Source organism: Terribacillus saccharophilus, from assembly GCF_000725365.1.
In the GTDB taxonomy this organism is placed as follows: Bacteria; Bacillota; Bacilli; order Bacillales; family Amphibacillaceae; genus Terribacillus; species Terribacillus saccharophilus.
This window is the reverse complement of record NZ_CP008876.1, coordinates 852,898-866,595: the sequence shown is the minus strand read 5'-3', so window position 1 is coordinate 866,595 and position 13,698 is coordinate 852,898. Positions and strand designations below refer to the sequence as shown.

Below are 13,698 nucleotides of genomic sequence, written 5' to 3'. Positions count from 1 at the left end.
CGGAGCTGGCTTTTATCAATCTTCCATTGCTTGCTTCAAATCTTCAATTAAATCTTCACTATCTTCAATACCGACACTGATTCGGATCAAGCCATCTGTAATTCCCAATTCCGCTCTGCGCTCCGCTGGAATGGATGCATGCGTCATTTTAGCAGGAAGGGAAATAAGACTTTCGACTGCGCCGAGACTCTCCGCTAAAATGAAATATTTCGTCTTACGCAGTACTTGATCTGCCTTTTCACCACTGCCGACGTCAAAGGAAATCATCCCGCCAAAGCCTTCTGCTTGGCTTGCAGCAATGTCATGTCCTTTATGTTCAGGCAGACCAGGATAATAAATCGTACTCACTCCTGGGTGAGCTTTCAGGAAATCAACTAGCTTAGCGCTATTTTTTTCGATAGCTTCCATACGGATACCAAGTGTCTTGATTCCGCGAAGAAGCAGCCAGCTATCCTGCGGTCCAAGAACGGCACCGGCCGAGTTCTGGATAAAGTGCAGCTCTTCGGCAAGTTTATCATCATTTACGGCTACAAGACCCGATACGACATCGCTATGACCACCGATATATTTTGTTGCACTGTGGAGTACAATATCTGCTCCTAAGTCAATCGGATTTTGCCAATAAGGTGTTGCGAATGTATTATCGACAATCAGCAGCAAATCGTGTTTCTTCGCAATTTCCGCCATTTTTCGGATATCTGTAATCTTCAATAACGGATTCGTTGGTGTCTCGACGTAAATAGCTTTTGTTTCTGGTTTGATTGCCTGTTCAACAGCTTCTGGTGAGCTTGTATCAACAAATGTGTGACCCAGCTGATAGCGTGTCAGCACCTTCGTGGCAAGACGGTAGCTGCCGCCGTACACATCGTCAGTCATGACAACATGACTGCCAGCTTCAAACAGCATCATAACAGACGTAATGGCTGCCATACCGGAGCTGAATGCAAAGCCTCTCTTACCGTTTTCAAGTGCAGCGATTGTTTCTTCTAATGCATGTCGCGTTGGATTGCCTGTACGAGAATATTCATAGCCTGTATGTTCACCAGGTCCAGGTTGCTTATACGTACTTACTTGGTAGATTGGCACACTAACCGCGCCCGTTTTTTCGTCCGATGTAATTCCACCGTGAATCATTTTTGTTTTACGTCTCATTCTAATCCTCCTTGGTAAATCTGCTGGCTGAGGTAGCGCTCACTGCTGTCTGGAAAGATGGTCACAATCGTTGTTCCCGGCTTCGCATGTTTTGCTTCTTTAAGTGCTGCAGTAAAAGCAGATCCAGAGGAACTACCGACAAGCAGCCCTTCTTTAGCAGCCAGTTCTTTTACATAATAAAATGCATCGTCATCTGTAATTGTATGAATCGCATCAAAATATGCAGTATCCATATAATCCGGTAAAAATTCCATGCCTATACCTTCTGTTTTGTGTGAACCTGGAGCTCCTCCGTTTAGGATGGAACCCTCAGGCTCAACGATAACTGTCTTCACTTCAGGATTCTGATCTTTTAGATAACGCGCGGTTCCCATGAACGTGCCGCCTGTACCGCCGCCGGCAACGAAGATATCAACATTACCTTCTAGATCATGCCATATTTCCGGACCAAGCGTCTTATAGTATGTCTCTGGGTTAGCAGGGTTAGCAAATTGCTGCGGACAATAGCTGTCAGTGATTTCATCCAGCAGCTCTTTTGCCTTTTTAATAGCTCCTGTCATCCCTTCGGAGGTCGGTGTATTGATTACCTTTGCCCCAAGCGCACGCATCAGCTCTTGTTTTTCCCGGCTGAATTTCTCTGGTACGCAAAAGATTACGGAAACCTTGCGTTTCAAGGCCGCAAGTGCAATGCCGATGCCTGTATTACCCGCTGTCGGTTCAATAATCGTACCGTTTTCCTTCAGCTTCCCTGTCCGGAACGCTTCGTCTATCAAATTGACACCAAGCCGATCCTTCACACTTCCTCCAGGGTTATAAAACTCCAGTTTCGCAAATAAACGAACTCCCTCTGGAAGAGAAAAGTTCGTTATTTGCACAATCGGTGTATTCCCAATCAGTTCATGTACTGAATTGTAAACAGCCATTTTCTCCCTCTATTCAGCGAAAACTTGACGCCATTCATCTTTTTTGGAAAGCATTTCTTTCGCGATCACCTGTGCACCTTCAAGACTGTGGTTAGCTGCCCAGCCGCATTGCACTTCATTGCAAGCAGGTACTTCTGTTGCATCTAGCACATCTTGCAGTGTTTTTTCTAAAGCTGTAAGGATGTCATCATAGCTGTCGTTATTCAAGATAGAAACATAGAATCCAGTTTGGCAGCCCATAGGACCGATATCAAGGATATTTTCAATATGATTGCGGATATTTTCAGCCATCAAATGCTCCAAAGAATGCAAACCCGGCATTTCCATATATTCTTTGTTTGGCTGTTTGAAGCGGATATCGTATTTGTAAACTTTATCGTGCGCTCCCTCCGTAATACCAACTAAACGTACATAAGGTGCAGCAACTTTCGTGTGGTCAAGGTTGAAGCTTTCTACGTTCATTTTCTTTGTCATGATTGTCTCTCCCTTACGCTTTTTCTGCTGTGATCAAGTAGACGAAGCGGTTCATTTGCTTAAATGTAACATGAAATCCGTGCGTTTGAAAAATGTTACGAAGCACTTCCATCGTCGTATAATATTCCGTCGTTAAATCCTGGACAAGTCTGTCATAGCCCTTATCCTTTTCTTCTTTAATCAGCTGGTCACGGCCATCTTCACTTGAGAATACCGTATCAGCAAATATTACTTTTCCGCCTTTAGGCAGCAGCTTTGCATACCCAGAAATTGCCTGCTCCTTCTCGTCATCTGTCAGATGGTGGAATGCCCACGTACTGACGATGGCTGAAACCTCATGCTGAGGCTCTGGAAAGGAAAGAAAATCACCGTCTACTATTTGAAGCTGCGGGAATTTCCGGGATGCATGCTCGCGCATTTCTTTAGACGGTTCTATACCAGTAACATTCAGTCCTTTAGCTAACAGCTTTTCGGAAAGGTTTCCTGTACCAACACCGAACTCCAACGTGTTTCCTTCTGCAGCATCTGCGACAGTTTGCAGGATTTCGTTGTATTTATCAAACACTTCTTTATATTGTGGATCCTGACCAGTAACCGTATCATCATACGTTTCTGCCCATTCATCGAACATATCGATAAATTCGCGGCCCATTTCATCACCTCAAGTGTAATATCTTACATATCCAAGTAAACGAATAAGGATTATCATGTTTATGACAGAAGAATAACATAGTACCCCAGTTTATTCAATGAAAAGTTATGATGTTAGTCATACTTCCCCCTTTTTAGGAATACAGAATCACAACTATAAAAATAGTGGAAAAGTTACAAATTCATACTATATAATAAGAAGGAGAGGAGTGGTCGTCATGATCGATCTGCGTAGCGATACGGTCACCAAACCATCAGAAGCGATGCGAAAAGCTGCTTATGAAGCAGAGGTCGGAGATGATGTCTATGGAGAAGATCCAGCTGTTAATGAGCTAGAGGAAACGGTTGCCGATTTACTTGGAAAGGAAGCCGCATTATTCGTACCAAGCGGTACTCAGGGGAATCAAATCGCAGTACTATCTCATTGCAACCCTGGTAATGAAATTATACTTGAAGAGGAATCGCATATTTTCCTCTATGAAGGAGCTGCTACATCCATTTTTGCTGGTGTACAGACACGTACTCTGAAAGGTCAACGCGGTGCAATATGTCCGGAGGGATTAGCTGCTGCTATTCGCAAGGACGATATTCATTTTCCGGAAACAGGCTTGATTTGTTTGGAAAATACGCATAACAAAGCAGGCGGAGCTGTCATTCCAATTGAAAATATGATGGTAATTGCTCAAATAGCACGCGAGCACCGAATTCCGATTCATTTAGATGGTGCACGTTTGTTCAATGCCTCTGCTGCTTCCGGTATTAGTGTAGCAAAATATGCGCAGCTAACTGATACTGTCCAGGTTTGTTTATCCAAAGGCTTAGGAGCACCTGTCGGTTCTGTTCTGGCAGGATCTAAAGTGTTCATCGATAAAGCCAGAAAATGGAGAAAGCGTCTTGGGGGCGGCATGCGCCAAGCAGGCATATTGGCAGCACCTGGTCTTGTTGCTCTGCGTGAAAATGTAGAGCGCCTTGCAGATGATCATGAAAATGCGAAGCTATTGGCAGATGGCCTTGCTGAGATTGACGGTATTGAAATAATGAATAAAGTCGAAACGAATATTGTACTTGCAGATGTGCAAGGTACTGGTGTGACAGCTGATGCATATGTTCAGCTGCTTAAAGAACAGCAAGTATTAGCTAATGCTTTCGGCCCTTATAGCGTTCGTTTTGTAACACATTATGATGTTGGTAAAGGTGCAATAAAGAAAGCTTTGGCAGTTGCTTCATCACTTTCGAAACAGCCAAATTGAAAAGAGGCTCCCACGTGGGAGCCTCTTTTTTATCTTTCGTTATTCGGGAAAACGCGATTTAGCATATTGCCGAATTCAAGGAAGAAGCCTTTTACTGGCTGACCTTCATCAATTTTGTTGTTGTAATCCTTTGCCATTCCCAGAAAATCTGGATCTGCGGATACGTATACGTTGTCGATATCTTCATCAACTGATCTTACTGCTTTTTCCACATCTTTTTTTACCTTGTCTGTTACATCATTGTTATTGTTATCACCAGTTGCCGTGTTCCCCATACCATTGTTTCCTGAATTGTCATCATCGTTCTTCATATCAACGGCTACAAAAGCATTGTTGTCAGTTGTAAATACATACGCATCATCTACACCTTCAACTTCTTTCACTTTTTTCGCTACATCATCTGCAACTTGGTAACGCGGCTGCTGATCATCACCGTTTTTCTGGCGGTCATCAACATCCATCGTGTTGTCACTATTACGGTGCACCAAGTTGTTGTCTGTATTATTGTACCTAGTCGGTTCTACATTGCCCATGCCAGTATCTTTGTCATCATTCTGACAAGCTGTAAGCGTGATGGCAGCAAGGGCAGCCATGCTGATTAGTTTCCATTTCTTCATTGAAGTTTCCTCCTTTGATTTGCCATACTGCGCTTAGTATGTACGGATTTTTTCACCCTATACAAAGGAGGAACTCTGTCTGCTTATATCTGCCAGCAATGTTCCTGCTGATTAGAGAGATACTATCTATACCCTGACAGGAAGGGGATAGCGCAATGAAAGTCCAGGATTACGAAAAAGCACTGCTATTTACGATTTGGGGACAGTGGGATGATCTGCTTGTCCTCATGGTACGCACGAAGGATGATCTGCTTTCCAAGCGGATTGAAATCTTCCTGCACGCCTTTCATTATCCCTCCGAGCAGCACACAGTCGTGAAATCACATGAAGAGTTAATTCAATATATCGATCATGCCTTAGGTCATACAACGCTGTATGCTTTGGACATGTGAAATAAGACTCGGGCACTTAGCTCGAGTCTTATTCATTCACTCACTGATCTTCCGGTGTTTCACTCTCCAGATTCTTGAACTTCAATTCGAATAAGTCTTTGCGGCGATCATGCAAATGACGTACAGTCCCTGTCTTACGCTGTCGCTGCAAAATCTCCAAATCAACATCGCCGACAACGACTGTCTCGATATTCGGTGGGCATTCCCCAACAATGCCATCCCGCGCAAACTCAAAATCAGAAGGTGTGAAAATACCGGATTGGGCATATTGAATATCCATATTTTCTACCTGGGTCAAGTTACCAACAGTTCCTGCGATGACTGTATACACTTGGTTTTCGACCGCACGAGCCTGCGCACAATAGCGCACTCGTAAGTATCCCTGCCGATCATCCGTACAGAATGGTACAAAAATGATATTTGCCCCTTGATCAACGGCATAGCGCGCAAGCTCCGGGAATTCAATATCATAACAGATCTGTATTGCAATACGACCGCAATCTGTATCAAATACCTTTACTGTGTCACCAGGCTGAATGCCCCACCATTTCCTCTCGTTCGGAGTGACATGTATCTTATACTGCTTCTCAATTGTGCCATCCCGGCGGAATAAATAGGCGATATTATAAATATGATCGTCCTCTTCCACAAAGTGTGAGCCTCCGACAATATTGACATTGTAGCGTACAGCCAGACTTGTGAATAGCTCGATATACTGCTCCGTGAATTCAGATAATTTACGAACCGCTTTAGAAGGCACTTTCTCCTCTAAGAAGCTCATGAGCTGAGTTGTAAAGATTTCCGGAAATACAGCAAAATCAGATCCGAAATCGTAAGCGACATCCACATAATATTCCACTTGCCGTGCAAATTCTTCAAATGATTCGATTTGTTTCATCATATATTGGATAACTGTAATTCGAACTGGATAAGACGTCTTGAAATGGCGTTTTGACTTTGCATGATATTCAATATTATTCCACTCCATCAAAGTAGCAAAAGTAGCGGATTGCTTGTCATCAGGCAAATAGTCGCGATTGATCCGCATCACACGGAATCCGTTCATCATTTGGAAGGTAAGAACAGGATCATAGATATTCTGTGCTTCTACTTCCTCGACATACTGTCGGGGTGTCATCTCATCCTTGTATTTATGGTAATTCGGGATTCTTCCGCCGATGATGATGCTTTTCAGGTTCATCTCTGCGGCCAGTTCCCTTCTAGCCTCATAAAGACGCTTCCCTATCTTCATTCCACGATAATCTGGATGGACCATTACCTCAATGCCATACAAATTAAAACCATCTGGATTATGGTTCGTGATGTATCCTTCATCAGTGATGTCATCCCACGTATGATGATCATCGTATTCATTAAAATTAACTATCAAGCTAGAGCAGCTTCCAATGATCTTGCCGTCAACTTCCACACAAAATTGACCTTCTGGGAATATGTCGATATGACTTTTCAAATGGCTTTTCTTCCACGGCTCCATCCCCGGGAAGCACACTTTCTGCATGTCCAGAATTTGATCAATATCTGCTTCCGTAATATTACGTAAAATAACCTTTTTTTCAAACTGCGACAAATCAAGTTCAGACATAGTAGGTATCCTCTCTATTCAGCAAAGTTCACTACTGTTTTTACCCTTATTAATATACATGTAGTCCTATTATGAGCTAAAAGTCTGTCTAAAATCACCGATGCATCCCAGCAAGGATTACCTACTTCTTCCCTAGAAACGCTTAATAGTCGTCATTTTCTCCACGTCTTTCATCGTCCATATCATTGTTATTGCCATTTTCTTGATCTCTCGCGGAGGAATGTTTATTTTCTTCATGTTCCCTGCTTTTATTACCATGATCATTTGATTGATTTTCTTTTTGTTTCTTCGATTCTTCTTTTTCCAGTTGCTTTTCTTTCGCTCTGGATTCCTTCTGAGCTTCTCTCAACTGCTTTTCAGCTTCTTTTGCTCGCTTTTTTTCATCCTTGTTTTGTTTCTTAGCTTCTTTTGCTTTTTCTTTATCTTCTATTGTTTCTCTTGAACGCACAGCTTCTTCATTCTTTTTCTGTTCAGCTGGCGCTTTAAGCGGTTTGGCTTCTGTCTGTTCCGTCTCTTTTTTCACTATATCTGCTTGTTGATCCGCTTTCTCTCTCTTTTCTGCGGAATTTATTACAGCGTATACAGGCTCTGGGTCAGGGTCCTCATTGGTCTGAAGGGAAGTCTCTTCCGCTTCTGCTCCATCTTCTTCCACATCATCTTTATAAAAATCTTTAATAATAGCTGAATCCGATTGTGTAAGAGCAGGTACAGACTTGGATGAGTCTCCTTCGAGTATGGACTCAGCCATGATTTCATTCATGGATTTTTGCTCGTCCTGTGCTGTTTCGCGTACCTTATCAGGTACTTGATAGGAAGCAATATGTAATGTGTCGTTAAAACCGTTGATTGACCCCTCTAAAATATTTGTCAGCTGCTTGTCTTCTTGCTTGGCTTCAATATAATTCACACCAATAATAATACTTTCCGAGTCAGCTAAAAGACCTAAGTCACTAGATATTCGCAAAATACTGGCCGCGACTGTCTCAACATCCTGATCTTGCCAATCATCCAGATTAGCGAGGACCGTTTTCGCATCTTCGTTCAAAGCTGCCACAGAGACGACATCCATACGATTATTCACTTTCAATTCAATGCTCGGATTGAAATCCAAACTGACATAAGCGTATGCTTTGTTGCCGTTAAACCAGGAATAAACCGGAAATAATGCCAGGACAAATACAAGCACCAATACAGCAACACGCATGAAATTCTTCATGGAAGGTGTCCAATGATTGATTCTTGTTCTCCGAACCAGTTCCTGTGCACTAAATTCGATTTCTTGCCCGATCTCTGCCTGCCCTTGTGCACTGATTTCCAGGAATGTGCCTTCACTGGTCAGCACAATCGTGCTCCGGCGGCTTTGTTTCACGACGACTCCTCTCTTCACTAACTCACCCCCTTCATGTAGTCCTTCAGGTAGATATAATCCTCGCTCAATATAATGAAAATAGCGAGAATATACTTCCTGTTCCTTTCCAGCGTCTTCTTGCTTACTGTTACCTTTTCGACTAGCTGCTTAATCGGGATTTTCTTCTTTCTCATTACATAATCCCGCAGCTCATCATCCTTATGAAGAATCTTAGCTGCTTCGATTGCCGATTCCCTCGCATCACGATGTTTCGGGGCAACCTGAATCAGCTCCTGAAAGGATAGCTTATATTCCTTCAGTTTCTTATCGTACTCCTCGATTTCAGCACGGCGATACCACGCTTCTGTTTCTTGATTATAAGCTGTCTGCGCAGCTTCAGCTTCTCTTGGATTCTCACTGTCATCTTCATACAGCTCATCCAATGAAGCAGCAGGAAGGCGAATCCGTTCGCGTCTGATATAATCGATTGTCTTTCGTTTGATCACAAGCTTTGCAAATGAAAGGAATGAACTGCCTTTGTCATCTGCATAAGCAAGCATCGCTTCATTGAAAGCCGAGAGGCCGATACTAAATTCTTCATCCTTGGAAGGATCGATAAATCTGCGGCAAACCTCGGAAACAGATTTCGCTATGAAAGGCTGATAGCTCTCAATCAGCTCATTCTGCATCTCGGTATTCCCGGCTTGCACTTCTTTGATCTGTTCTTCTAATTTTCCGCGGTTAGGATCATTAGACTGGCGTAGATACAAGACCTATCACCTCCAGCCTTCTATATTTTTCGTAACATAATTGTAATTTTCGGGTGTAACAAGCTAAATTCATTTGTAAATTTCGTATAAATTCATTCGTGTTTTTTATACATGACATATGACTTACTCCAATACTTAACCAATATGCCTATCATACAACACTCAGAGTGAAAGCTGCTTCTCAAAATAATTACAAAAAAATTAAATCTCTGCAACAATAACCCCCACAAAAAAGCCGCCCTGTATATTCAGGACGGCTCTTTCATTAACCGGCAGAACGTTTGATGCCACTTTGCTGCATCAAATACATCTGATAATATTGTCCCTGTTTCTCCAATAGGGACATATGATTGCCTTGTTCCAATATCTTCCCGTGATCCAGGACAAAAATCTGGTCAGCGTGCATAATTGTCGAAAGTCTATGAGCAATAACTAATGTTGTCCTGCCTTGCTTTAGTACCTCCAAAGCCCGCTGAATAATTGCCTCTGTTTCCGTATCTATATTGGCTGTTGCTTCGTCCAGGATAAGAATGGACGGATTGAAAGCCAATGCTCTCGCAAAGGAGACAAGCTGGCGTTCTCCCATAGAGAGTGTGGATCCGCCTTCCTTGACTGGTTCATCATATTGTTTTGGAAGCTTGGAAATGAATTGTTCCGCTCCCACGGCTTGCAACGCCTGAATTGCCATTTCCCGAGAAATATCCGGGTTATTCATCGTCACATTTGTCAAAATCGTACCTGTGAAAAGGAACGGATCTTGCAGTACGATACCCATACTGCTACGGACCTGCTGACGTGACATTTCTTTTGTGTCAATACCATCAATCGTTATTTTGCCTTTTTGATGATCATAAAACCGGAATAGTAAATTCATGATTGAACTTTTTCCAGAACCAGTATGGCCAACAAAGGCTGCTGTCTGTCCGCTTTTCACCTCAAAGCTAAGATCCTTTAGGACATAATCTTTGTCATTATAAGCAAAGCTGACATGTTCAAAAGCAATCTCTCCACGGTTTTTCTCCCGTCTAACCTCCAAATCCACATCCTCACCCGGCTGATCAAGCAGCTGGAATACCCGGGAAGCAGCGACACGAGCTTGCTCCAGCAGCGGCAGCTGGTTCACAGCATCTGTTACTGGATTGAATAAACGGTTCAAGTAATCAACAAAAGCATATAGTACACCGACAGTAACGATAGAGCCGCCTGTTACAGCTGCACCGCCGAAATACCAGATGAATGCAACGAAAGCTAAATTACGAAGCACCGTCACTAAGTTATGCGAAGTCAAAGCGCTAAGCTTCATCAGCTTACGCTGATATGTGAAATTTCGCGTATTCAGTACTTCGAATTCTGCTTTCGTCTCTTTTTCCCGGTTGAACGCCTGAATGATCGGCATGCCCTGAATCGATTCATTGATACTGCCGTTAATTTCACTTACTGTTTTTCTGACGACTTTATTGTATTTGGTACCGAAGTACTTATACACCTTCATCCAAGCCCAGAAAATAGGAATTACGAGCAAGCAGATAGCAGCAAGCCGGGCATTCAAGAAGAACATGGCAACGAAAATGCCGGCCATGTACACAAAACTCGTTACAAAGGTTGCTAGTACCCTTTCATATAAATCTCGGATTGCCTCTGTATCATTTGTGATCCGAGCTACGATCGTACCGGCTGGCCGATCCACATAATAATTGATTGGGACACGCTGCGTGTGAGCGAAAATGTCGTTCCGCATCGTGCGGACGATTTTATTGGAAGCCTGCTGGAGCAGGAAGGTCTTCCAAAACTGGAATATAGCCGCGATAAACAGAAGCGCTGCATAGATAATTAAGAGGATGATAATCGGCTGGAACTGCGGACTGAAGAATTCATACAGCTCACTTGCTGAAAGTCTTGTTCCTTCCGCTTCCTCTATTCCTCCTGGACTATCAACCGTGATCATTCCATTCTCAAATGACCTGCTGCCATCCAGAGGCAAAACCGCATCCGTAAAATAAAAATGCCTGCCAATCTGCAGAATGGTTGCTTCACCTACTGCATCTTCGTTCGTTTGTATCTCATCAGATCGTACATAGGTCTTTCCTTCATAATCCACTGTCTTATCAGTTTCACCTTCGACCTCGTACCAAGTAGCTTCAATACCAAGGATATGATGATCAATGATTCTAGCGGCAATTAAAGGTCCTGCCAGCTCTAATACTACAGCAATCAGCAAACAAACAAGACCGATATTGATGGTCTTCTTATTGCTTAAAGCGTATCGGAACAGTCTTCGTTCCGTTGTGTTTTTTTTCATGAGGAGATAACCTCCTTATCCTCTAGCTGCTGCAAGTAATATTGACTTGCATACCAGCCGTTTGCGGCTAAAAGTTCTTCATGCGTACCCTGTTCTATAATTCCGCCGGCATCCAGCACGATGATCTGTTCCGCATGCTTAACAGCCGAAAGTCGGTGAGCTGCAATAATTGTTGTTTTATCCTGGCGTTCAGTTTTCAAATGTTCGATAATATTCGCTTCGGTCTTGCCATCGACCGCACTCATCGAATCATCCAGGATCAATATTTCCGGATTTTTTATAAAAGCACGTGCCAGAGCTACTCGCTGTTTTTGACCTCCAGAAAGCGTTACACCGCTCTCGCCCACTTTTGTATCAAGACCTTCTGGCAAACTCTGAATATCTGTAAGAAAGTGCGCAAGTTTCATTACACGTAAAATCTCTTCATCAGTTGCATCATGTTTACCATACTGGATGTTCTCTCTGATTGATTTAGAAAAGAGAATCTGTTCCTGCGGTACATAACCGATCCAGCTGCGTGTTTTTTCCAATGAGAACTCCTCTATTGGCGTACCTCCAAGAAGCAATCTGCCTTCCCCTGGAGGATATTGACGAAGCAGCTGCTTGAACAGCGTCGACTTTCCGGCACCAGTCTTTCCGACAACACCAAGTGTTGTTCCTTGTTTGATGTCCAAGGTGATATTATGAAGACGTTCTGTATCATTCCCCGGATAACGGAAACTCACGTGATCAAAAACAATATCCCCTGGTTTTTCCTTTTCAGCAGGCTTTCCAGGATCTGTTACGTCGGCAGGATAATCGAGTGTCATATTGACACGGTCCAAGGACGCATTTCCGCGCTGCAGCACATTGATCAGTTCTCCTACCGCAAACATTGGCCAAATCAGCATGCCAAGATACATATTAAATGACACTAAATTCCCCAGTGTAATTTCATTACGAAAGACAAGCAAAGCTCCATAGCCGATACCAATCGTGTAAGAAAGCCCAACAAGGATTTTCATTGTCGGCTCGAACAATGCATCGATTTTGGCTACCTTAATATTTTTTTGATAAACATCTTCCGTCATATCCTGGAATCGCTGCTCATCTTGTTTTTCTTGAACGAACGCCCTGGTGACTCTAACGCCGCGGATTGATTCCAACACTTCATTATTCAGGTTCCCGAAAGCTTCCTGAGCTTCTGTGAAGCGCTCGTTGATTGCTTCTCCGTATTTATGCATTACGATAGCCATGATAGGCATCGGGATGAGAGCGACCAAGGTCAGTTCCCAGCTGATTGAGAATCCCATGATTCCGATAATCATCAGCATGAAAATGCTCGAGTCGACCAAGGTCAGCACCCCGAAGCCGCTTGTCATATAAATGGCCCTTAAATCATTCGTTCCTTGGGCCATCAAATCACCTACTTTTTTCTTGTCAAAGAACGTAGGCGTCATGCGGAAGAAATGTCCCATTAGCTTGGAACGCATCAATCTTTCCAGAATTGCGGAACCACTGAACAGCGTGTAGTCCCATACATAGGAAATAACGTAGTGTAAAACGATTAGCAAGAGGAATAAACCTATGACTTGCCAAAGTCTCTCTGTAGTAAGAGAGTTATAATTGATCTCATCAATCGTCTGGCCGATTAGCATCGGCGGAATTAACCCGATCAAACTGGCTATAATAAGTGCGATAATTGCAATCGTATATCGCTTCCAATATTTCAGGAAAAACCAATCTAACTTTTTCAACACATCAAACATACTTTTCCCAACCTTCTATCGCGAATTTGTCTCAGTCGTTCAGCTAACCATCATCATTCCAATCTTCTCCCCATTGTTTCGTCTGAACGTTCAGCATAACCTTTCCTCCTTGTTTTCTAGTTATGATAAAAAGCCGAAAGGGAACTCCGGCTTGTATCAACAATCCCTTGAATTTGCGCATAAAAAAAACGCGCACGCCCGCAGACGTACACGTTCTCAGAAGTAAGCAGCAAGCGATATGCGGCAGACTCCGTCCAGATATAGTTATCTCTGTAAAGATTCCGAACAAAGGAGGAGCTGCCCATTATGAAATTGGCTGAAAAAAGCTATTTTCCGGTTATTCATTGTGGGTTCCTCCTTTCTAATTGTTATTTTATGCATAATAAGTATATACATACCGGTTCAAAAAGGTCAACGTAATTTTCAAATAATTTGTGCAATAAGCAATATGTAAACACTTGTCCTGGTATG

General features: G+C 43.0%; 12 protein-coding genes. 2 read left to right on the top strand and 10 right to left on the bottom strand.

Translation table 11 applies throughout. The features are described from left to right. Positions 1-15: 15 nt before the first annotated feature. The 4 genes from GZ22_RS04450 to GZ22_RS04435 are packed head-to-tail and all read right to left on the bottom strand — an operon-like array spanning position 16 to position 3,201. Positions 16-1,152 carry a bifunctional cystathionine gamma-lyase/homocysteine desulfhydrase gene (locus tag GZ22_RS04450; RefSeq protein ID WP_038559141.1) on the bottom strand — a complete coding sequence of 379 codons (1,137 nt, stop codon included), beginning with the start codon at positions 1,150-1,152 and terminating at the stop codon, positions 16-18. Further along, positions 1,149-2,075 carry a PLP-dependent cysteine synthase family protein gene (locus GZ22_RS04445; RefSeq protein WP_038559138.1) on the bottom strand — a complete coding sequence of 309 codons (927 nt, stop codon included), beginning with the start codon at positions 2,073-2,075 and terminating at the stop codon, positions 1,149-1,151. The genes GZ22_RS04450 and GZ22_RS04445 overlap by 4 nt, the downstream gene beginning before the upstream one ends. Before the next feature lie 9 nt (positions 2,076-2,084). Further along, on the bottom strand, positions 2,085-2,549 hold the full coding sequence (locus GZ22_RS04440; RefSeq protein WP_038559134.1) for an S-ribosylhomocysteine lyase: 465 nt from the start codon (positions 2,547-2,549) through the stop codon (positions 2,085-2,087). Positions 2,550-2,562: 13 nt separating this feature from the next. Next, positions 2,563-3,201, bottom strand: a complete 639-nt coding sequence (locus GZ22_RS04435) for a class I SAM-dependent DNA methyltransferase (protein ID WP_038559131.1) — start codon at positions 3,199-3,201, stop codon at positions 2,563-2,565. Positions 3,202-3,418: 217 nt separating this feature from the next. Between GZ22_RS04435 and ltaE the strand changes: the two genes are divergently transcribed. Beyond that, a complete protein-coding gene (gene ltaE / locus GZ22_RS04430; RefSeq protein ID WP_038559128.1) occupies positions 3,419-4,450 on the top strand; it encodes a low-specificity L-threonine aldolase in 1,032 nt (343 codons plus the stop codon). 29 nt (positions 4,451-4,479) lie between these two features. On the opposite strand, the gene GZ22_RS04425 is transcribed toward ltaE, so the two are convergent. Further along, complete coding sequence (locus tag GZ22_RS04425) at positions 4,480-5,067, bottom strand: YhcN/YlaJ family sporulation lipoprotein (RefSeq protein WP_038559125.1); 588 nt, start codon at positions 5,065-5,067, stop codon at positions 4,480-4,482. 155 nt (positions 5,068-5,222) lie between these two features. On the opposite strand from GZ22_RS04425, the gene GZ22_RS04420 reads away from it, so the two are divergent. Further along, positions 5,223-5,459: a YhdB family protein gene (locus GZ22_RS04420; RefSeq protein WP_038559122.1), complete on the top strand. Its 237-nt coding sequence runs from the start codon at positions 5,223-5,225 to the stop codon at positions 5,457-5,459. A 40-nt stretch (positions 5,460-5,499) separates the two neighbouring features. On the opposite strand, the gene GZ22_RS04415 is transcribed toward GZ22_RS04420, so the two are convergent. The 5 genes from GZ22_RS04415 to GZ22_RS04395 all read right to left on the bottom strand — a co-directional run bounded on the left by GZ22_RS04415 (position 5,500) and on the right by GZ22_RS04395 (position 13,227). Then, on the bottom strand, positions 5,500-7,062 hold the full coding sequence (locus GZ22_RS04415) for a bifunctional GNAT family N-acetyltransferase/carbon-nitrogen hydrolase family protein (protein WP_038559119.1): 1,563 nt from the start codon (positions 7,060-7,062) through the stop codon (positions 5,500-5,502). 142 nt (positions 7,063-7,204) lie between these two features. Beyond that, positions 7,205-8,449 (bottom strand): anti-sigma factor domain-containing protein, encoded by a 1,245-nt coding sequence (locus GZ22_RS04410; RefSeq protein WP_038559117.1) that lies wholly within the window; start codon positions 8,447-8,449, stop codon positions 7,205-7,207. After that, a complete protein-coding gene (gene sigI / locus GZ22_RS04405) occupies positions 8,449-9,180 on the bottom strand; it encodes an RNA polymerase sigma-I factor (protein WP_038559113.1) in 732 nt (243 codons plus the stop codon). Before sigI ends, GZ22_RS04410 begins: the two co-directional genes overlap by 1 nt. 265 nt (positions 9,181-9,445) lie before the next feature. Further along, complete coding sequence (locus GZ22_RS04400) at positions 9,446-11,479, bottom strand: ABC transporter ATP-binding protein (RefSeq protein WP_038559111.1); 2,034 nt, start codon at positions 11,477-11,479, stop codon at positions 9,446-9,448. Beyond that, positions 11,476-13,227 carry an ABC transporter ATP-binding protein gene (locus GZ22_RS04395; RefSeq protein WP_038559109.1) on the bottom strand — a complete coding sequence of 584 codons (1,752 nt, stop codon included), beginning with the start codon at positions 13,225-13,227 and terminating at the stop codon, positions 11,476-11,478. The genes GZ22_RS04400 and GZ22_RS04395 overlap by 4 nt, the downstream gene beginning before the upstream one ends. Positions 13,228-13,698: the final 471 nt, after the last annotated feature.